Consider the following 18,455-nt stretch of genomic DNA (forward strand, 5'->3'; position numbering starts at 1 on the left):
GCCCGCGTGCCCTCGTACGCGAGCCCGGCAGGTCCTGCCGCGGGCGGTGGGCCGGGCCCCGCGGCCCCGGGCCACCGCCCGCGGGCTCACTCGCCGGCCAGCACCGCGCGCAACTGGTCGAGGCCCCAGTCCAGGTCCTCCTTGCTGATCACCAGCGGGGGCGCGATCCGGATCGTCGAACCGTGCGTGTCCTTCACCAGCACACCGCGCTCCATCAGACTCTCGGAGATCTCCCGGCCCGTGCCGTGCGACGGGACGATGTCGATCCCGGCCCACAGCCCGCGCCCGCGCACCGCTTCCACGGACCCGCCGCCGACCAGCAGGCCCAGCTCGTGGTGGAGGTGCTCGCCCAGCTCGGTGGCGCGCTGCTGGAACTCGCCGGTCCGCAGCATCGCGATGACCTCCAGCGCAACGGCGCAGGCCAGTGGATTGCCGCCGAACGTCGAACCGTGCTCACCGGGCTGGTAGACCCCGAGCACCTCGGTCGAGGAGACGACCGCCGAGACGGGGACGACACCGCCGCCCAGCGCCTTGCCCAGGATGTACATGTCGGGGACGACGCCCTCGTGCTCACAGGCGAAGGTGCGGCCGGTGCGGCCCAGGCCCGACTGGATCTCGTCCGCGATGAACAGCACGTTCCGCTCGCGGGTCAGCTCCCGCACCCCGGCCAGATAGCCGGCCGGCGGCACCAGGACCCCGGCCTCGCCCTGGATCGGCTCCAGCAGCACGGCCACCGTGTTCGCGCTGCACGCCCGGTGCAGGGCGGTCAGGTCGCCGTACGGGACGATCTCGAAGCCCGGCGTGTACGGACCGAAGTCGGCGCGGGCCTCCGGGTCGGTGGAGAAGCTGACGATCGTGGTCGTGCGGCCGTGGAAGTTGTTGGCCGCGACGACGATCTTCGCCTGGCCCGGCGGGACGCCCTTGACCTTGTACCCCCACTTGCGGGCGGTCTTCACGGCGGTCTCCACCGCCTCCGCCCCGGTGTTCATGGGCAGCACCATCTCCATGCCGCACAGCTCGGCGAGCTGGGTGCAGAAGTCGGCGAACCGGTCGTGGTGGAACGCCCTGGACGTCAGCGTCACCCGCTCCAGCTGGGCCTTCGCGGCGTCGATGAGCCGCCGGTTGCCATGGCCGAAGTTGAGCGCCGAGTACCCGGCGAGCATGTCGAGGTAGCGGCGCCCCTCGACGTCCGTCATCCACGCGCCTTCCGCCGAGGTGACCACGACGGGCAGCGGGTGGTAGTTGTGGGCGCTGTGCGCCTCCGCGGAGGCGATCGCTCTCTCCGTAGCAGACACGGGGTCTCCGTTCGTCCTGCGGCGTGGGTCGGTCGGACCGGGCCCGGATGAGGCCCGGACCAAGCCGGGGTGGTGCCCCTTTCTATCGTCGCTCGGCTACCGCGAGAAGAAACATTGAGCTTCGGAAGCGGCTCGCCGGAGACCTTCCCGTTTCCCTGCGGTTTCGGAACCCGTGGCCGGGCTCCGACGCCGCCGCGAGTAGTGTGGGCGATACGCACGGCGACTGGCGTACGCGGAACGGACCGCGGGGGAGCCGTGTGCGGCAGAACCGACAAGGTGCCGCCCGCCTGGGCACCGAGGGACACATTCCCGTGGGTGCTGCCGGTCTCCGCCTTCGGCGGGGACTCCCGGCGGCACCTCGGGGACACCGACTGCCTGCCCGGAGGACGCCATGACACTCCCCACCCAGCACGACCATCCCGCGCTCACCGCCACCGACCCCGAGCTGGCCGCACTCGTCGGCGCCGAGGAGCGGCTGCAGGCGGACACGCTGCGGCTCATCCCCAGCGAGAACTACGCCTCGCGGGCGGTCCTCGAAGCCTCCGGCACCGTCCTGCAGAACAAGTACAGCGAGGGCTATCCCGGGCGCCGCTACTACGAGGGCCAGCAGAACATCGACCAGATCGAGCTGCTCGCCATCGCCCGCGCGAAGGCCGTCTTCGGCGTCGAGCACGCCAACGTCCAGCCCTACTCCGGCTCCCCTGCCAACCTCGCCGTGTACCTCGCCTTCGCCGAGCCCGGCGACACCGTGATGGGCATGGCCCTGCCGATGGGCGGCCATCTCACCCATGGCTGGGGCGTTTCCGCGACCGGCAAGTGGTTCCGCGGCGTGCAGTACGGAGTACGCAAGGACAACGGCCTCGTCGACTTCGACGAGGTTCGCGAACTGGCCCTCAAGGAGCGGCCGAAGGTCATCTTCTGCGGCGGCACGGCGCTTCCCCGCACCATCGACTTCGCCGCCTTCGGTGAGATCGCCCGCGAGGCCGGAGCCGTGCTGGTCGCCGACATCGCGCACATCGCCGGTCTGATCGCGGGCGGCGCGCATCCCTCGCCGGTGCCGCACGCGGACGTGATCTCCACGACGACGCACAAGACGCTGCGGGGCCCGCGCGGGGCGATGCTGATGTCCCGCGAGGAGCATGCGAAGGCCATCGACAAGGCGGTCTTCCCCGGCCTCCAGGGCGGCCCCCACAACCAGACCACCGCCGCCATCGCGGTCGCCCTGCACGAGGCGGCCCAGCCCTCCTTCCGTGACTACGCGCACACGGTCGTCGCCAACGCCAAGGCCCTCGCGGAGGAGCTGCTCGCCCGCGGCTTCGACCTGGTGTCCGGCGGCACCGACAACCATCTGATCCTGATGGACCTCACGCCCAAGGACGTCCCGGGCAAGGTCGCGGCGAAGGCGCTGGACCGCGCGGGGATCGTCGTCAACTACAACACCGTGCCCTACGACACCCGCAAGCCCTTCGACCCCTCCGGCATCCGCATCGGCACCCCGTCCCTCACCTCCCGCGGCCTCGGCACCGAGCACATGCCGGCCGTCGCCGACTGGATCACCCGCGGTGTCACCGCCGCCAGGGACGGCGACGAGGACGTCCTCGCCGCCATCCGTGCGGAGGTCGCCGACCTGATGTCCGGCTTCCCGGCACCGGGCCTTCCGGCCCGACCTTCTGCCGCAGCGCGCTAGAGGTCCAGCAGCTGCCCGCGCGGGCCCGGCTCCCGGTCCTCGCGGCGGGTGAACGGAGGCCGTGGCAGCCGGGCAGCGAGCGGGCGGAGTACCAGGCCCACGACCGTCCCGGCAGCCAGGCCCGGTATCGCCCACCACCAGCCGGCGGGGTCGGCGCCTCCGGCGGCCGAGGCCGTCGCCGGAGGTGCCGCCTCCGGCGACGCGCCGTCGCCCTCCCACGACGAGTGCGGCGGGATGCCCTGGCCGTGCTCGCTGCTCCGCCGGCCCATGACACCGAGCTTCTTCAGCAGGGCGGTCAGCGCGGCCGGCTCCGTGGCCTTGTGCCACCGGCCGTCGTACGACGCCGGCAGCCCGAGCGCCGAGTGGATCCAGACCGTGCCTCCGTCGTCCGACGGATAGATCCGGTCCAGCCGCCAGGGACTGATGTCGTGCGCCATCCAGGTCACATTGAGCTGCCGCACTCCCGTCATGGAGTCGAGGGACGGCGGCCGGTCCGTGTCGCCCGATGATCCCTGCCCCAGCAGGTCCGTCAGCGCCTGGTACTCCCGGTCGGAGTAGTACAGCGCGGCCGTCTCGCCGCTCTCCGGGGAGACGACCAGCACGCTGGTCGGGCCCCCGGCCACCGCGGCCGGTGCCAGGAAGAGGGCCGCACCCAGAGACATGACGATCAGTGTCTCCAGTGCGGCAAGTCGTCGTAGCGGTCGCATGCTTCCCCCTGCCCTGTCGACGCCCGGTACGGACCGTCCGCACCGTCCGCGTCACTCCTGGTACACCGCCCGAGCCGGTCCGGTTCCCATCGGCCCGCCGGGGATTTCAGGGCATCGATTCCGCGATCTTCCGCGCCTCGTCCGCGTCCGCCACGCCCTCGAGCCGCAGCGTGGTGCGCTCGTCGGCCGACATCCACAGCAGCGTCGCGCCCGCGGTGCGGCGCGACTCGGTCCACTGCTGCCCGGCGCCGCCGGTCAGCGGGAACCTCAGCACATGGGGCTCGGCGAACCACAGTCCCGTGCGGCCGCGGGACAGCTCCACCCACTGCGGGTGGACCCGCACCTGTTTGGCGAACCAGGGGTCGAGCCGTGCGGCAAACACGTCGAGCCTGAGCGTCCCCGACGGCTCGTACCAGCAGAGGCTGACCATCCGGCGCCCGCCGGACGCCAGGCTCACCGACACCGCGTCGGGCTCACCCAGCGCGCCGGGCCCTTGTGGCACGAATCCCGCCCTGCGCCCGGCCTCCGCCAGGGACACCGGGTTCCGGCAGCGCGGCACCGTCGCGGGCGGCGGGGGTGTCGCCGACGGCGCGTACCGCACCTCGACGCCACCGAAGCCGAACCAGTCCGCGACCGTCGCCCGGACCGGGGGGGTGAGCACGAGCACGACCAGGGCGCCGGACAGCGTGACGCTCAGCGCCCGCCACCGCCGCCTGGCCCAGCCCGCGGCGCGACACGCCCGGCCGGGCACCGGCTCCGGCACCGGCGTGGGCACCGACTCCGCCACTATCCGGGCCAGCACCCGCTCGGCCATCGACTCGCCGTCGACATCGGGGACCGGCAGCCGGCGTCCCAGCTCCCGCAGCTCCTCCGGAAGCCCTTGGTCATCCACACTTCTCACCTCCCCCCACACCGTCCACCGCGTCCACGGCCGCGCCCGGAGCCTCGCCCGGCAGCAGCCGCTCCAGCTTCTTCAGCGCGCGGTTCAGCCGGGACTTGACGGTGCCGCGCGGCCAGCCCAGCGCCTGGGCCGTCTCCGTCTCGTCCAGCTCCAGCAGATAGCGGTGGACCACGACCTGCCGCTGCTCCTCGCCCAGTTCGTCCAGAGCGGCCAGCAGCCGTCCGCGGCGCTCCTCGGCCACGGCGGCCGCCGCCGGGTCCGCCGAGTCCGGTATCAGCGGCTCGCCGGCGCCCAGCAGCATCGCCTCCCGCCCGGCGAGGGCCCGCATCCGCACCGCCGACCGCACTGTGTTCCTCGTCTCATTGGCGACGATCCGCAGCAGCCAGGGACGGAACGCCGAGCCGTCCCGGAACCGGCCCAGTGACCGATAGGCCTTGAAGAACGCGGACTGCACCACGTCCTCCGCGTCCGCCCCCGCGCCGCACGCCACCGCCGCACGCAACGCCACCTGTGTGTACGCGCGCACCAACACCGCATACGCCTCGGGCTCCCCGGAACGTACGCGCGCGATCACCGCTGCCTCGTCGACGACGGTCAGAGTGCGGCCCCCCTCCAGGGTCCCCTCCCGCATGCCCACACTCTTGATACACCGCCCACCGGCGATCGGTTCCCGTCCTGTCCGCGGCACCTGAGAGAATGTGGGACATGGCCTCTGACAGTCCTCGCGTGCTCTCCGGAATCCAGCCCACCGCGGGCTCGTTCCATCTCGGCAACTACCTCGGCGCGGTTCGCCAGTGGGTCGCGCTGCAGGAGTCCCACGACGCCTTCTACATGGTGGTGGACCTGCACGCGATCACGGTCCCCCAGGACCCGGCCGAGCTGCGGGCCAACACCCGCCTCGCCGCCGCCCAGCTGCTCGCCGCGGGCCTCGACCCCGAGCGCTGCACCCTGTTCGTCCAGAGCCATGTCCCGGAGCACGCCCAGCTCGGCTGGGTCATGAACTGCCTCACCGGCTTCGGCGAGGCCTCCCGTATGACCCAGTTCAAGGACAAGTCCGCCAAGCAGGGCTCCGACCGCGCCACCGTCGGCCTCTTCACGTACCCGATCCTGCAGGTCGCGGACATTCTGCTGTACCAGGCGAACGAGGTCCCGGTCGGCGGGGACCAGCGCCAGCACATCGAGCTGACCCGCGACCTCGCGGAGCGTTTCAACGGCCGGTACGGCGACACCTTCACGATCCCCAAGCCGTACATCCTCAAGGAGACGGCGAAGATCTGCGACCTCCAGGACCCGTCCGCCAAGATGAGCAAGTCGACGGCCAACCCCAAGGGCCTGATCAACCTGCTCGACGACCCGAAGGTCAGCGCGAAGAAGGTCAAGAGCGCGGTCACCGACACCGACACGGTCATCCGTTTCGACGAGGACGAGAAGCCGGGCGTCAGCAACCTGCTCACGATCTACTCCACCCTCACCGGTACGGCAATCGCGGAACTGGAGCAGAAGTACGAGGGCAAGGGCTACGGTGCGCTGAAGACCGACCTCGCCGAGGTCATGGTGGACTTCGTCACACCCTTCCGGGCCCGTACGCAGGAGTACCTGGACGACCCGGAGACGCTGGACTCCATCCTCGCCAAGGGTGCGGAGAAGGCCCGTGCGGTCGCCGCCGAGACCCTCGCGCGGACCTACGACCGGGTGGGCCTCCTGCCCGCCAAGCACTGAGTCCAAGGACCCTGGCCACAGGAGCGGTGCAGCGGTCACACTGGCGCTGCACCGACCGTCCGACGAATGAGGAGAACGACGTGGGGACCGTAACGCTCGGCGTTTCGATCGCGGTCCCGGAGCCCTACGGCAGCCTGCTCCAGGAGCGGCGCGCGGGCTTCGGGGATCCCGCCGCGCACGGCATCCCCACGCACATCACCCTGCTCCCGCCCACGGAGGCCGAGGCGTCCGCCCTGCCGTCCGTGGAGGCGCACCTCACCCGGGTCGCGGCCGCGAGCAGGCCGTTCCCGATGCGGCTGGCCGGCACCGGCACCTTCCGGCCCCTCTCGCCCGTCGTCTACGTCAAGGTCGTCGAGGGCGCCTCGGCCTGTGCGCAGCTCCTGCAGCGGGTCCGGGACGCCTCGGGGCCGCTGGTCCGGGAGCTGCAGTTCCCCTACCACCCGCATGTGACCGTGGCGCACGGGATCGCCGAGGAGGCGATGGACCGGGCGTACGAGGAGCTGGCCGACTACGAGGCGGCGTGGACGTGCACGTCGTTCGCGCTGTACGAGCAGGGCGCGGACGCCGTGTGGCGCAAGCACAGGGTGTTCGCCTTCGGCAGCGGCGCGGCCCTGTCCTCCAACGTGCCCGCGCAGGCCACGTCGGTGGAGGCCCCGGCCGCCACGCCGGTCACCCCCGGTTAGTCCTCCGGGCCCCGATCGCCCGGCACCCCGCCGGTCACAGCGGCAGCCGCCGGAATACCGGCCGTGGCACGTGCCGCAGCGCGGACATCACCAGCCGTAGCTGCCCGGGCACCCACACCGTCTCGGAGCGCCGCCGCAGCCCTGTCTCGATCGCCTCGGCGACCGCCTCCGGGGTGGTGGCAAGCGGCGCCTCCGGCAGGCCCGCCGTCATCTTCGACCGCACGAATCCGGGCCTGACCACCATCACGTGCACCCCCGTGCCGTGCAGAGCGTCGCCGAGTCCCTGGGCGAAGGCGTCCAGGCCCGCCTTCGACGACCCGTAGATGAAGTTGGCCCGCCGGGCCCGCTCGGCCGCGACCGACGACAGCACGACGAGCGAGCCATGGCCCTGGGCCTGCAGGGCGCCCGCGCAGACCAGCCCGGAGGAGACCGCTCCGGTGTAGTTCGTCTGGGCGACCCGCACCGCGGAGAGCGGCTCGGCCTCGTCCCGCGCCTGGTCGCCGAGAACCCCGAAGGCAAGCAGGACCATGTCGATGTCGCCCTCCGCGAAGAGCTTGCCGAGGACCTCCTCGTGGGTGGCGGGATCGAGGGCGTCGAAGGGGACCGTACGCGCGTCCGCACCCAGGTCGCGGAGCGAGGCCGCGGCCGAGTCCAGGGCGGGGGACGGGCGGCCGGCCAGCCGGACCGTGCGGGTACGGCGGGCGACCAGGCGGCGCGCCGTGGCCAGGCCGATCTCGGACGTACCGCCGAGGACCAGCAGGGACTGGGGGGTGCCGAAGGCGTCCTTCATGACGAGAAGCTCCTCACAGAGACTCATGGAAACGGGCGGCGGCTCACCGGGACGGGCGGTGCCTCACGGGAGAAGACGGCGGCTCACAGGGACAGACGGCGGGAGAGGTCCGAGACGAACACCCCGCGCGGATCGAGCTCGGCGCGCAACGCCCGGAACCGGTCCAGCCGGGGATACATCGCGGCCAGCAGCTCCGGCCGCAGCCGCGCGTCCTTGGCCAGGTACACCCGCCCCCCGGCCCCCGCCACCTCCTCGTCCAGCCGGTCCAGGAAGGTGCCGAGGCCGGGCAGGCCCGCCGGGATGTCCAGGGCCAGCGTCCAGCCGGGCATGGGGAACGACAGCCAGCCCGGATCGCCCTCGCCGAAGCGCTTGAGCACGGCCAGGAACGACGGACAGCCGTGCCGGGAGATCTGCCGCACGATCCGGCGCAGTGCCTCCTCCTGGCCGTACCCGATGACGAACTGGTACTGGACGAAGCCGCTCCGCCCGTAGATCCGGTTCCAGTGCGGGACTCCGTCGAGGGGGTGGAAGAACGTGGAGATCGTCTGCAGCTCGCCGGTGCGCGAACGCGGCGCCCTGCGGTACCAGAGCTCGTTGAAGAGAGCGACCGACGTACGGCCGAGGAGTCCTTCCGGTACGAAGCCGGGGGCTGCCGGGAGCCGTCCCGGGCGGAACTCCAGGGGGCGGCGCAGAGCGCGCGGCGGGAGCGCGTCGAGGGGCGCGTGCTCCCCGCGGGTGAGGACCGCGCGCCCTGTCGCCGCGCCGCGCGCGAGCAGATCGATCCAGGCGACCGAGTAGCGGTGCCGGCGGTCGGTGGCGGTGAGCCGGGCCATCAAGTCGTCCAGGTCGGCGGCCCGTTCGGTGTCGACCGACATCAGCGACGTCTCGACGCGGTGCAGCCGGACCGTGGCGGAGAGGATCACTCCGGTCAGGCCCATTCCGCCCGCGGTCGCGTCGAAGAGCTCAGTGCCGGGCAGGACCGTCCGTACCTCGCCGTCGGCGGTGAGGAGTTCCAGCGCCTGCACATGGCGGCAGAAGGAGCCGGAGACGTGGTGGTTCTTGCCGTGGATGTCGGCGCCGACGGCCCCTCCGACGGTCACATAGCGGGTCCCGGGCGTGACCGGCACGAACCAGCCGAGCGGCAGCAGCACCTCCATCAGCCGGTGCAGGCTGACGCCCGCGTCGCACACCACGACGCCCGCTTCCGCGTCGATGGTGAGGATCCGGTCGAGACCGGTCATGTCGAGGACCGCACCGCCCGCGTTCTGCGCGGCGTCGCCGTACGCCCGTCCCAGCCCTCGCGCGATGGAGCCGCGCGCCCCGCAGCCGCTCACTGCCGCCGCTGCCTCCCCGTACGTACGGGGGCGGACGAGCAGCGCGGCCGAGGGGGCGGTGCGACCCCAGCCCGTCACGGCCACGGGCAGCCGGTCGGGGGCCGCGGTGAGGGATGGCGACGTCGAGATCGCTCGGGAGTCGGCAGACATGCACGCGACGCTATCGCCCTCTATGAGTCTTTTGCTCTCAATATCGGCTGACTCGCCGAAATGGGTGATTATCCGAGTGTCATCAAAGATTGCCGTGAATGATGGCGTCCGGTTGAGAAGAGTCGCCCCTGGCTGAGGGAAAGGGGCGGCAGATGCGATACGTCGACCGGGCGGGCCGGGCGGGCCGGGCCGGCTTGGTGGCGGCCGATCACCGACTGCTGGCGGCGCTGCGCGGCTGCGGCCGGCAGTCGGGCGTGGCCGCGGCGGCCGGCGCGCTCTCGCGCAGCGGTGAGCACAGCGCGCTGTGGATCGCGGCGGGACTCGTGTGCGCGAAGGCCGACCAGGAGCGGCGCCGCGAATGGCTGCGTGCCACCGCGCTGGTCGGCGGGGCGCATCTGGCGAGCATCGGCGTCAAATGGGTGGTACGCCGCCCACGCCCACGGCTGCCCGCGCTCGAGCCGCTCGTCCGCACTGCGGGCCGGTACTCCTTCCCCAGCTCGCACGCCACCGGCGCGGCCGCCGCCGCCGTCGCCTTCGGCGCGCTGCGCCCGGCAGGCCGACGGCTGGTGGCCCCGCTGGCCGCCGCGATGTGCGTGTCCCGGCTGGTCGTCGGCGTCCACTACCCGACCGACGTGGCCGCGGGCGCGCTCTTCGGCGCGCTGGTGGCGCGCCTGGGCGTGGCGTGGCTGCCGGTGCCGTCCGGCGGGCCGGGGTGTACGACGCGGACTCGCCGGTGCGACGGGGGTCTCCATGGCTGAGCGGAGCACCGCCCTGCTGGAGCAGCCGGAGCGGCGGCCCGAGCAGCCCGCGCCCGCACGCCGGGCCCGGCACGCGCTCCGCCTGCCCGTCGGGCTCGTCCGGACCGCACGACCTCGCCAGTGGATCAAGAACGTGCTGGTCGTGGCGGCGCCCGCGGCCGCGGGCGAGCTGGCGTCCCGGCACGCCGTCCTCCAACTGGCCGTCGTCTTCACCCTCTTCACCACCGCCGCGTCCGCCGTCTATCTGATCAACGACGCGCGCGACGCCGCGGCCGACCGGGCGCACCCCGTGAAGTGCCGCCGCCCGGTGGCCGCCGGGGACGTGCCGGTGCCCGTCGCCTACGCGGCGGGCGCGCTCCTCGCCGCCGCCACGGCCACCGCGGCCGTGGTCCTGTGCAATGCGATGACCGCCGCGCTGCTGACCGCGTACGTCCTCATGCAGCTCGCGTACTGCGTCCGGCTCAAGCACGTCCTCGTCGTCGATCTGGCCGTCGTCACCACCGGTTTCCTGATGCGCGCGATGATCGGGGGAGTGGCGCTGTCCATCCCGCTCTCCCGCTGGTTCCTGATCACCACCGGCTTCGGCGCACTCTTCATGGTGGCCGCCAAGCGCTACTCGGAGGCCGTGGAGATGGCGGACGCGGGTGGCGCGACCCGGGCTCTGCTCACCACCTACACCACCGGATATCTGCGCTTCGTCTGGCAGCTGGCGGCCGGGGTCGCGGTCCTCGGCTACTGCCTCTGGGCGCTGGAGAGCGGCGGCACCGCGAACGGCTCGCTGCTGCCCTGGCGGCAGCTCTCGATGATCGCGTTCATCCTCGCGGTGCTGCGGTACGCCGTGTTCGCCGACCGGGGCGCGGCCGGTGCCCCGGAGGAGGTCGTCCTGCGCGACCGGCCGCTCGCCTTCATCGGGCTGGTGTGGCTGGCGATGTACGGCATGGCCGTGGCGGACCTGTGAGCCGACCGGTGAGCGGACCGGCGAGCCGATCGCTGAGCCGACCCGCGGGTCCGCCTGCGGGCCGACCCGCCGGCCGACCCGTGAGCCGCCGCGTACCGGTGCCGGGGACGGTCCGGGAGCTGGTGGCGTTCGCGCCGGTCGGGACCTGCGCGTACGCCGCCGACCTCGCACTGTGCGTCGCGCTGCGCGGCGCGCTCGGCCAGGACCCGCTCACCGCCAAGGCGCTGTCATCCGTCGCCGGCTGCACGGTCGCGTATCTCGGCAACGCCGACGGGACGTACAGTCGCCGCCGCGCGGAACAGGGCACGGGGCTGCGCGCGTACGCCGTCTTCTGCGGCGTGAACGCTGCGGGCACCGTCGTCCAGGTGTGCTGCCTCGCCGTCTCCCACCACGGACTCGGGCTCACGTCGCCCTGCGCCGACGCCGTCTCCGGGCTCGGCATCGGCATGGCCCTCGCCACGTGCCTGCGCCTCTGGGGAACAAGAACCTTGGTCTTCGGGAGGGCGGGAAGGGAGAACCCATGGACTGGCTGACCCGACTCCCCGTCATCGGGCCGCTCGTGCAGCGGCTGATGAAGACCCACGCCTGGCGTTCGTACGAGCGGCTCGAGCAGGTCCACTGGACCCGGCTCGCGGCCGCCATCACCTTCCTCAGTTTTCTCGCCCTCTTCCCGCTGATCACGGTCGCCGCGGCGACCGGCGCGGCACTGCTCAGCGCCGAGCAGCTGCGCACCATCGAGGACAAACTCGCCGAGCAGGTGCCCGGGATCGCCGACCAGCTCGGCATTTCGGCACTCGTCGACAACGCCGGGACCGTCGGCCTCATCGCCGGTGCGCTGCTGCTGCTCACCGGCATCAGCTGGATCGGCTCGATGCGGGACTGCCTGCGCGCGGTCTGGGAGCTCGACGACGAGGACGAGGGCAATCCGATCGTGCGAAAGGGCAAGGACGCGGTCGTCCTGCTCGGGCTCGGCGCGGTGGTGCTGGCGTCGTTCGCCGCCTCGTCGCTCGGCTCCAGCGCCGTCGGCTGGGGCGCCGACCGGCTGGGCATCGACCGGGACGGGGCGGGCGGCGTCCTGCTCCAGACCGCCGCCATCGCCGTCGCGGTGCTCGCCGACTTCCTGATGCTCCTGTACGTCCTGACGATGCTGCCCGGGGTGCAGCCGCCGCGCCGCAGGCTGATCGTGGCGGCACTGCTCGGCGCGGTCGGCTTCGAGCTGCTGAAGCTGCTGCTCAGCGGCTATATCTCGGGCGTCGCGGCGAAGTCGATGTACGGGGCGTTCGGCGTGCCGATCGCCCTGCTGCTGTGGATCAACTTCACGGCGAAGCTGCTGCTGTACTGCGCCGCCTGGACGGCGACGCCGGCGGCCGGCGGCGGGGAAGTGCCCGCCGGCGGCGACCAGGCACAGCGGGAGAACTCCTAGGCCGCGTGTGAGAACTGGCGCCGTCCGCCCGTAGGCGTGGCTCGCGGTGTCCGGTGACTGCGATCGCAAGGCGGAGGATCATCCAGGTACCGAAGGGCCGTGGATGAATCCGACTCGCGGCGTGGGGGCACCTCCCGCGCCCGAAGGGCTACGGGAAGTGCGTGCCGGGCGTCGCGTGCGAGGCGGAGTTCTCCAGGCCTAGCGGCGCGGAAGGCGGCGGACCAGATCGGGGAGCGGCCAGCGGCGGTTGACCAGGAACACCGCGCCGGCGAGCAGCACCAGCACGCCGCCGACGATGGCCATCGCGACCCCCGCGCCGCTGGAGCCGTCGTGGCTCGTGGCCGATGCCTTCGCCGGGCCGGGCCGGTTCTTCTTGCCGTCCTCGCCGGTGCCGGTCCCGGCGCTGGTCCCGGAGTCGGTCGACGATTCGGAACCGTTGGACGGGTCCGTACGCGCGGACTTCGGGGGAACGAGTTCGCCGACCGGCTTCACCTTCCCGGCCGCCGCGAAACCCCAGTCGAAGAGGCGGGCGGTCTCCTTGTAGACGGCCTGGCTCTCCTTCGACGACGGGTTCATGACGGTGACGAGGAGCACCTTGCCGTTCCGCTCCGCGACACCGGTGAAGGTCGCGCCCGCGTGCGTGGTGTTGCCGTTCTTGACGCCCGCGATGCCGTCGTAGGGATCGATGCCGAAGTCACCGGTGAGCAGCCGGTTGGTGTTCTGGATCTCGAACGTCCCGCGCTTCTTGCCCGACTTCTCCTCGCCGGGGAACTTGGCGCGGGCGGTCGAGCAGTACTCCCGGAAGTCCTTCTTCTGCATCCCGCTGCGGGCGATCAGGGTCAGGTCGTACGCGCTGGAGACCTGGCCCGTCTCGTCGTAGCCGTCCGGTGTGACGACGTGCGTGTCGAGCGCCTGCAGCTCCTCGGCGTGGTCCTGCATCTGCTGGACGGTGTCCGGGACGCCGCCGTTCATCTCGGACAGGACGTGGACGGCGTCGTTGCCCGAACGGAGGAACACACCGAGCCAGAGATCGTGGACCGTGTAGGTGTGGTCTTCCTTGACCCCGACGAGGCTGCTGCCCTCGCCGATATCTGCGAGGTCGTCGTCGGTGACCGTGTACTCCTCGTCCTTGGACAGCTTGGGCAGGACGGTGTCCGCGAAGAGCATCTTCAGGGTGGACGCGGGAGGCAGCCGCCAGTGCGCGTTGTGGGCGGCGAGCACATCGCCGCTCTCCGCGTCCGCCACGATCCAGGAGCGGGCCGTCAGGTCCTTGGGGAGGACGGGGGCGCCGGATGTGAGATCGACCTGGGTGCCTGGCTTTCCGAGCTGCGCGCCGCCGACGGTCGACATGACGGCGGGCGGCTTCGGTCCGGTGTTGTCCTTGCCGGCCGTGCTGGTGACCGCCGATGCGGGCGCGGCGGCGAGGGCGGGCAGCAACGCGGCGGCGGTGACCGTCAATGCGGTCTTCTTCAAAGCAGACACGGTCGAGAAAGTACATGGAGTTGACGCCGATGTTGACACCGGCAGGGTGACCCGCCGCGAGCGCCGCCGGTACAGCCCATCCCCGGGACCCCGCCACACCGGTATGGAGGACACCGGTGATACTGAAGATATGAAGCTCAGCCGCCCGGTCTCCTGGTTCCTGCTCGCGTTCGGGGTGTGGAGCTGGGTCATCTGGGTCACTTTCGTCAAGAACCTGTGGCAGGACGCCAGCGGGCTCGCCTTCGACGACGCCGGTGACCCCACTGCGTACTTCTGGGTCCATCTGCTGCTCGCCATCACGTCCTTTCTCCTGGGGACGGCGGTCGGGGTCATCGGGTTGCGTGGCGTACGCGCATTGCGCCGCGACCGCGAATAAGGAAACGGTGCCGTGCTGGTCGTCCTGTTTGTGATCGCTGTGATCCTCACCGTGCTGGTGGGGGTCCACTGGTACGTCTGGCGTCGCCTGGTCCGCGACACGACGGTGCCGGGCAGCGCCGTGCGCCGCGCGGGCACGGTGGCGGTGGTGCTGCTGCCGCTGCTGTCGGTGGGCGCGCTGGTGTCGGGGCGCGCGGGCGCGCCCTTCTGGCTCGAGCAGGTCCTGGCCTGGCCGGGACACCTGTGGCTCGCGACGCTGCTGTACCTGACGCTGGCGCTGGTCGTGGCAGAGGGCGTGCGGCCGCTGCTGCGACGTGCGCTGGAGCGGAGGACTGACGCACGGTCAGGCTCCGGGCCGGCCGTCGCGACGGCCGCGGGCGCGGATGTGACCGACGCCACACAGGGCGGCGGGAGCGTGACGGCCGCATCCGGCGTGAGGCCGCTGGAGCCCGTGGGTCCGTCCTCCGCGAGCGCGGAGCTCGGCGTTCCCGCGGCCGCCGCCGGGCGGACCGACGCCGCGGGCTCCGTCGCCGTCGACGGCGGGGCCGACGCGGGTGTACGGCCCGGCGGTGGCGTGGCGACCGCAGACGCCCCCGGCGCGGGCACCGTCACCGACGTGCGCGATGACGCCCGCCCCGAGCTGTCGCGACGGCTGTTCGTCGCGCGCGTCGCCGGCGGCGCGGCCGCCGCGGTCGCCGCGGGGACCGTCGGGTACGGGACGTACGGGGTGATGCGCGGGCCCCGGGTGAAGCGGGTCACCGTGCCGCTCGCGAAGCTCGCGCGCGGGGCGCACGGATACCGGATCGCCGTCGTCAGCGACATCCACCTCGGCCCGGTCCTCGGCCGCGCCCACGCCCAGCGGATCGTCGACACGATCAACGGCACACAGCCCGACCTCGTCGCCGTCGTGGGCGATCTCGTCGACGGCAGCGTCGCCGACCTCGGCCGCGCCGCCGAGCCGCTCGCACAGCTGCGGGCGCGCCACGGGTCCTTCTTCGTCACCGGCAACCACGAGTACTTCTCGGGCGCCGATGCCTGGGTCGACCACGTACGGGAGCTCGGCCTCACCCCGCTCCGCAACGACCGCGTCGAGATCGCCGGTTTCGATCTCGCGGGCGTCGACGACATCGCCGGCGAGAACGAGGGCCAGGGCCCCGACTTCGGCCGCGCGCTCGGTGACCGCGACCGGGCCCGTGCGGCCGTCCTCCTGGCCCACCAGCCGATCGTGATCGACGAGGCCGTACGCCACGGGGTGGACCTCCAGCTGTCCGGCCACACGCACGGCGGGCAGCTCTGGCCCGGCAACTACATAGCGGAACTCGCCAATCCGACCGTCGCCGGTCTGGAGCGGTACGGCGACACCCAGCTCTATGTGTCGCGGGGCGCGGGCGCGTGGGGGCCGCCGGTGCGGGTCGGGGCACCGTCCGACATCACGGTCGTCGAACTGGCGTCCCGCCAGGCCTGACGGATCGCACGCCCCGGTCCCGGGGGACCGGGGCGCGGCCGCCGGTCCCCGGGGCACTCACTCCGCGGGGTCCCGGGGCGGCCGTGGCGCCCGGGGTCACCCGTCCTGGTCCTTCCGGCTCGCCGTCCGCTTGGGCTTGCCCGAGGCGGCCATCCCGGCGGCCGTCGGCATGAAGTCCCTGAGCAGCTCGTGCGTCTCCTTGACCAGGGGGCGCAGGACCCGGAAGCGGGAGAGGGAGATCGCGCGGGCCGTGACAGGCGCGAGCCGCTCGACCAGGCGGCGGCTGTTGGCACAGCCCTCGGACCTGTCGTACACCCAGAACAGCACGAGGCCCATCTGCTGGAGCCACAGCAACTGCGGGAGTGCCTCGGCCAGTTCGGGGTCGACCTTGACGGCGGCCCCGGACAGCACCCGGCGGTGGACCTCGATCGCCGCGTCCCGGGGCCCTTCCGACTCGGGCGAGAACGGGCTGAGCGGACTGTCCGGGTCGGCGGCGTTCTTGAAGAACTGGGCCGCGAACTCGTGGTACGGCTCGGCGATGTCGAGCCAGCCGAGAAGGACCCCGCGGATACGTGCCGTGAGGTCCTTCTCACCGCCCTCAAGGATGTCCGCGACCGCCGCCTGGTGCTGCTCGGCGATGCGGTCGTAGAAGCCCTGGACGAGGTGCTCCTTGGACGAGAAGTAGTAGTACGCGTTGCCGACCGAGACACCCGCCTCCTGGGCGATGGCCCGCATCGTCGTCCTGTCGTATCCACGCTCCTGGAAGAGCCGCAGCGCGGTTTCGAGGATGAGGGTGCGGGTCTGCTCGCTCTTGGCAGGTTTGGCGGGCTTGGAGGGCTCGTCAGCGGACGCGCTCTGCTTCTCGTCCTTCACGTCGTTCACGATGACCGAGCCTAACGGGGCGGGCCCGGTACCTCGCACCGCCCGTCGGCACAGGGCACCGCGGTGGCCTCCCGGTACTTGGCGGCGGCCAGGACGGTGACCCTGGCGAAGGGCGCTCCGGCAGGAGTCGCCAGCCAGTTGGCCTTCGGCCGGTGCTCGGAGAGGGCCCAGAGGCAGACGATCCAGGCGGCGGTGGACCGGTACACCTGGCCCCGGTCGCCGACCACCGTGATCTCCCGCAGGGTGCTGCCGTGGTCGAGTTCGGGGAAGCGCCGTCGGGCCTCTTCCGAGGCCGCCGGGACCAGGTCGAGCGGGACGAGCTGCCGTTGCCGCAGCAGCCAGTGCCGCAGATGGACACAGAGCGGGCACTGCGCGTCGTACAGCACGGTCAGACGCTTCACCGGGACGGCCGCCGCCACCGCCGGTACTGCCGGTTCGCCGCCCATGGCCGCTCACGCTCCCGCGGCAGGCGCGGCCCAGGGGCCCTTGTCGCCGGCGCCGGTCCAGCCCTGCGGCGGCACGGGCGGGGTCTGCTGACGTTCCATCACTCCGCGCCGGCGGATCTTGTTGAGGACGTAGACGTTGACGAGGTGCATGACGCCGAGGACGAGCAGGACGACTCCGAGCTTGACCGAGAGCGCCTCGAAGAGTCCCCGGGCTTCGGTGACGGCGCCGTCCTGGCTGAGGTGGAGCGCGACGAAGCCGAGGTTGACGAGGTAGAAGCCGACCACCAGCAGGTGGTTCACGGCATCGGCGAGCTTCTCGTTCCCCTGCAGGACGTCGGCCAGGAAGATCCGGCCGTTCTTGCTGAGCGTGCGGGCCACCCAGACGGTGAGCGCGACGCTGACCAGCAGGTAGATGGCGTACGCGACAACAGTGAGGTCCATTCCCCACCCTCCCTTGAACGTGTTCAAAAGGTCTTGCCATGGACTGTAGACCTCTCCTTGAACGTGTTCAAGTCGATAGGGAAATCGGGAGGCGCCGGGGCGTGCGGGACCGTAGCGTCGGCGGCATGACGCTTTCTTACGATGTGGCGGGGGACGGCCCCGCGGTGGTGCTCCTGCACTCGTCCGTGTGCGACCGGCGGATGTGGGACGCCCAGTGGCAGGCCCTGGCCGACGCCGGCCACCGGGTCGTGCGCTGCGACTTCCGCGGCTTCGGCGCGACCCCGGCCGAGGCGGTACGGCCCTACCGCGACGCCGACGACGTACTCGCCCTCCTGGACGCACTCGGCATCGACCGCGCCGCCCTCGTCGGAGCGTCCTTCGGTGGCCGCGTCGCGGTCGAGATCGCCGCCCGCCGCCCCGAGCGCGTGACTTCGCTCGCGCTGCTCTGCGCCGGACTGCCGGGACACGAACCGGGCCCGGCACTGCGGGACTTCGGGGCCCGCGAGGACGAACTGATCGAGGCCGGCGATCTCGCAGGCGCCGTCGAGCTGAACGTGACCACCTGGCTGGGCCCCGAGGCGGACGAGGCGGTGCGCGAGCGCGTACGGGCCATGCAGCGGCACGCCTTCGAGGTCCAGCTGGCGGCGGACGCGGAGGCGGCCGGGACACAGCCCCAGGCTCCCGCGGCCCCGCCCGTCGACCCCACCGCCGTCGAAGCCCCCGCCCTCGTCGTCACGGGCGCGCACGACCTGCCCGACTTCCGGACCATGGGCACCCGCCTCGCCACCCTCATCCCCGGCGCCCGCTCCACCGAACTGCCCTGGGCCGGACACCTCCCTTCGCTGGAACGCCCCGCCGAAGTGACGGCCCTGCTCCAGGACTTCCTGCGCGGCAGCGTCGCGTAGCGCCGCCCGGTCGCATCGCCGCCCGCTGTCAGTGCCTGCTCCTACGCTCCACGG

Annotated in this window: 20 protein-coding genes and 1 riboswitch; of the genes, 10 read left to right on the plus strand and 10 right to left on the minus strand. The window is 72.3% G+C overall.

Annotated features, from left to right (window positions below; genetic code table 11):
• Positions 1–86: 86 nt before the first annotated feature.
• On the minus strand, positions 87–1,295 hold the full coding sequence (rocD, locus tag ABT078_RS19715) for an ornithine--oxo-acid transaminase (protein WP_351229356.1): 1,209 nt from the start codon (positions 1,293–1,295) through the stop codon (positions 87–89).
• 209 nt (positions 1,296–1,504) lie between these two features.
• Positions 1,505–1,595: riboswitch (ZMP/ZTP riboswitch) on the plus strand.
• Positions 1,596–1,686: 91 nt separating this feature from the next.
• On the opposite strand from rocD, the gene glyA reads away from it, so the two are divergent.
• A complete protein-coding gene (gene glyA / locus ABT078_RS19720) occupies positions 1,687–2,982 on the plus strand; it encodes a serine hydroxymethyltransferase (RefSeq protein ID WP_351229358.1) in 1,296 nt (431 codons plus the stop codon).
• Here glyA and ABT078_RS19725 read toward each other — a convergent pair.
• From ABT078_RS19725 to ABT078_RS19735, 3 genes are all read right to left on the minus strand, one after another.
• Entirely contained in the window at positions 2,979–3,644 is a 666-nt protein-coding gene (locus ABT078_RS19725; protein ID WP_351229360.1) for a hypothetical protein, read from the minus strand. The genes glyA and ABT078_RS19725 overlap by 4 nt on opposite strands.
• Positions 3,645–3,795: 151 nt before the next feature.
• Positions 3,796–4,581: a hypothetical protein gene (locus ABT078_RS19730; RefSeq protein WP_351229362.1), complete on the minus strand. Its 786-nt coding sequence runs from the start codon at positions 4,579–4,581 to the stop codon at positions 3,796–3,798.
• Positions 4,574–5,221 carry an RNA polymerase sigma factor gene (locus tag ABT078_RS19735; RefSeq protein WP_351229363.1) on the minus strand — a complete coding sequence of 216 codons (648 nt, stop codon included), beginning with the start codon at positions 5,219–5,221 and terminating at the stop codon, positions 4,574–4,576. The genes ABT078_RS19730 and ABT078_RS19735 overlap by 8 nt, the downstream gene beginning before the upstream one ends.
• 74 nt (positions 5,222–5,295) lie before the next feature.
• Here ABT078_RS19735 and trpS point away from each other — a divergent pair, with 74 nt between their 5' ends.
• Both trpS and ABT078_RS19745 read left to right on the plus strand, forming a co-directional pair.
• Positions 5,296–6,309 carry a tryptophan--tRNA ligase gene (gene trpS / locus ABT078_RS19740; RefSeq protein WP_351229365.1) on the plus strand — a complete coding sequence of 338 codons (1,014 nt, stop codon included), beginning with the start codon at positions 5,296–5,298 and terminating at the stop codon, positions 6,307–6,309.
• Between the two features lie 80 nt (positions 6,310–6,389).
• The gene (locus tag ABT078_RS19745; protein WP_351229367.1) at positions 6,390–6,992 is read left to right on the plus strand and encodes a 2'-5' RNA ligase family protein; all 603 of its coding nucleotides are present in this window, start codon (positions 6,390–6,392) and stop codon (positions 6,990–6,992) included.
• 34 nt (positions 6,993–7,026) lie between these two features.
• On the opposite strand, the gene dprE2 is transcribed toward ABT078_RS19745, so the two are convergent.
• Both dprE2 and dprE1 read right to left on the minus strand, forming a co-directional pair.
• Positions 7,027–7,782, minus strand: coding sequence for a decaprenylphospho-beta-D-erythro-pentofuranosid-2-ulose 2-reductase (gene dprE2, locus ABT078_RS19750; RefSeq protein WP_351229369.1), 756 nt, complete (start codon positions 7,780–7,782; stop codon positions 7,027–7,029).
• An 83-nt stretch (positions 7,783–7,865) separates the two neighbouring features.
• A complete protein-coding gene (gene dprE1, locus ABT078_RS19755) occupies positions 7,866–9,266 on the minus strand; it encodes a decaprenylphosphoryl-beta-D-ribose oxidase (RefSeq protein WP_351229371.1) in 1,401 nt (466 codons plus the stop codon).
• Between the two features lie 152 nt (positions 9,267–9,418).
• On the opposite strand from dprE1, the gene ABT078_RS19760 reads away from it, so the two are divergent.
• From ABT078_RS19760 to ABT078_RS19775, 4 genes are all read left to right on the plus strand, one after another.
• Positions 9,419–10,024 (plus strand): phosphatase PAP2 family protein, encoded by a 606-nt coding sequence (locus ABT078_RS19760; RefSeq protein WP_351229373.1) that lies wholly within the window; start codon positions 9,419–9,421, stop codon positions 10,022–10,024.
• Positions 10,017–10,982: a decaprenyl-phosphate phosphoribosyltransferase gene (locus ABT078_RS19765; RefSeq protein WP_351229375.1), complete on the plus strand. Its 966-nt coding sequence runs from the start codon at positions 10,017–10,019 to the stop codon at positions 10,980–10,982. Before ABT078_RS19760 ends, ABT078_RS19765 begins: the two co-directional genes overlap by 8 nt.
• Before the next feature lie 80 nt (positions 10,983–11,062).
• Positions 11,063–11,515, plus strand: coding sequence for a GtrA family protein (locus ABT078_RS19770; protein ID WP_351229376.1), 453 nt, complete (start codon positions 11,063–11,065; stop codon positions 11,513–11,515).
• The gene (locus ABT078_RS19775; RefSeq protein ID WP_351229378.1) at positions 11,503–12,405 is read left to right on the plus strand and encodes a YihY/virulence factor BrkB family protein; all 903 of its coding nucleotides are present in this window, start codon (positions 11,503–11,505) and stop codon (positions 12,403–12,405) included. The genes ABT078_RS19770 and ABT078_RS19775 overlap by 13 nt, the downstream gene beginning before the upstream one ends.
• 198 nt (positions 12,406–12,603) lie before the next feature.
• Here ABT078_RS19775 and ABT078_RS19780 read toward each other — a convergent pair whose 3' ends face one another.
• Positions 12,604–13,887 (minus strand): D-alanyl-D-alanine carboxypeptidase family protein, encoded by a 1,284-nt coding sequence (locus tag ABT078_RS19780; RefSeq protein ID WP_351229380.1) that lies wholly within the window; start codon positions 13,885–13,887, stop codon positions 12,604–12,606.
• 130 nt (positions 13,888–14,017) lie between these two features.
• Here ABT078_RS19780 and ABT078_RS19785 point away from each other — a divergent pair, with 130 nt between their 5' ends.
• Together ABT078_RS19785 and ABT078_RS19790 are read left to right on the plus strand one after the other, a co-directional pair.
• Complete coding sequence (locus tag ABT078_RS19785; protein ID WP_351229382.1) at positions 14,018–14,263, plus strand: SCO4848 family membrane protein; 246 nt, start codon at positions 14,018–14,020, stop codon at positions 14,261–14,263.
• Between the two features lie 15 nt (positions 14,264–14,278).
• Positions 14,279–15,727, plus strand: coding sequence for a metallophosphoesterase (locus tag ABT078_RS19790; RefSeq protein ID WP_502981258.1), 1,449 nt, complete (start codon positions 14,279–14,281; stop codon positions 15,725–15,727).
• Positions 15,728–15,823: 96 nt separating this feature from the next.
• Here the strand turns inward: ABT078_RS19790 and ABT078_RS19795 are convergent, their stop codons facing one another.
• From ABT078_RS19795 to ABT078_RS19805, 3 genes are read right to left on the minus strand one after another with little or no spacing between them, the layout of a single operon-like run.
• Complete coding sequence (locus ABT078_RS19795) at positions 15,824–16,600, minus strand: TetR/AcrR family transcriptional regulator (protein WP_351229537.1); 777 nt, start codon at positions 16,598–16,600, stop codon at positions 15,824–15,826.
• A gap of 20 nt (positions 16,601–16,620) precedes the next feature.
• Positions 16,621–17,055 (minus strand): thiol-disulfide oxidoreductase DCC family protein, encoded by a 435-nt coding sequence (locus ABT078_RS19800; RefSeq protein WP_351229386.1) that lies wholly within the window; start codon positions 17,053–17,055, stop codon positions 16,621–16,623.
• A gap of 6 nt (positions 17,056–17,061) precedes the next feature.
• A complete protein-coding gene (locus ABT078_RS19805; RefSeq protein ID WP_351229388.1) occupies positions 17,062–17,496 on the minus strand; it encodes a hypothetical protein in 435 nt (144 codons plus the stop codon).
• Positions 17,497–17,621: 125 nt separating this feature from the next.
• Between ABT078_RS19805 and ABT078_RS19810 the strand changes: the two genes are divergently transcribed.
• Entirely contained in the window at positions 17,622–18,401 is a 780-nt protein-coding gene (locus ABT078_RS19810) for an alpha/beta fold hydrolase (RefSeq protein ID WP_351229390.1), read from the plus strand.
• Positions 18,402–18,455: the final 54 nt, after the last annotated feature.

It is taken from the genome of Streptomyces sp. NPDC002133, assembly GCF_040296405.1.
In the GTDB taxonomy this organism is placed as follows: domain Bacteria; phylum Actinomycetota; class Actinomycetes; order Streptomycetales; family Streptomycetaceae; genus Streptomyces.

Coding starts and splice junctions, on each gene's coding strand:
- dprE2 (WP_351229369.1), bottom strand. CDS start 7,782: ATGAAGGACGCCTTCGGCACCCCCCAGTCCCTGCTGGTCCTCGGCGGT.
- ABT078_RS19775 (WP_351229378.1), top strand. CDS start 11,503: ATGGACTGGCTGACCCGACTCCCCGTCATCGGGCCGCTCGTGCAGCGG.
- glyA (WP_351229358.1), top strand. CDS start 1,687: ATGACACTCCCCACCCAGCACGACCATCCCGCGCTCACCGCCACCGAC.
- ABT078_RS19800 (WP_351229386.1), bottom strand. CDS start 17,055: ATGGGCGGCGAACCGGCAGTACCGGCGGTGGCGGCGGCCGTCCCGGTG.
- ABT078_RS19765 (WP_351229375.1), top strand. CDS start 10,017: ATGGCTGAGCGGAGCACCGCCCTGCTGGAGCAGCCGGAGCGGCGGCCC.
- ABT078_RS19810 (WP_351229390.1), top strand. CDS start 17,622: ATGACGCTTTCTTACGATGTGGCGGGGGACGGCCCCGCGGTGGTGCTC.
- dprE1 (WP_351229371.1), bottom strand. CDS start 9,266: ATGTCTGCCGACTCCCGAGCGATCTCGACGTCGCCATCCCTCACCGCG.
- ABT078_RS19785 (WP_351229382.1), top strand. CDS start 14,018: ATGAAGCTCAGCCGCCCGGTCTCCTGGTTCCTGCTCGCGTTCGGGGTG.
- ABT078_RS19805 (WP_351229388.1), bottom strand. CDS start 17,496: ATGGACCTCACTGTTGTCGCGTACGCCATCTACCTGCTGGTCAGCGTC.
- trpS (WP_351229365.1), top strand. CDS start 5,296: ATGGCCTCTGACAGTCCTCGCGTGCTCTCCGGAATCCAGCCCACCGCG.
- ABT078_RS19735 (WP_351229363.1), bottom strand. CDS start 5,221: ATGCGGGAGGGGACCCTGGAGGGGGGCCGCACTCTGACCGTCGTCGAC.
- ABT078_RS19760 (WP_351229373.1), top strand. CDS start 9,419: ATGCGATACGTCGACCGGGCGGGCCGGGCGGGCCGGGCCGGCTTGGTG.
- ABT078_RS19725 (WP_351229360.1), bottom strand. CDS start 3,644: ATGTCTCTGGGTGCGGCCCTCTTCCTGGCACCGGCCGCGGTGGCCGGG.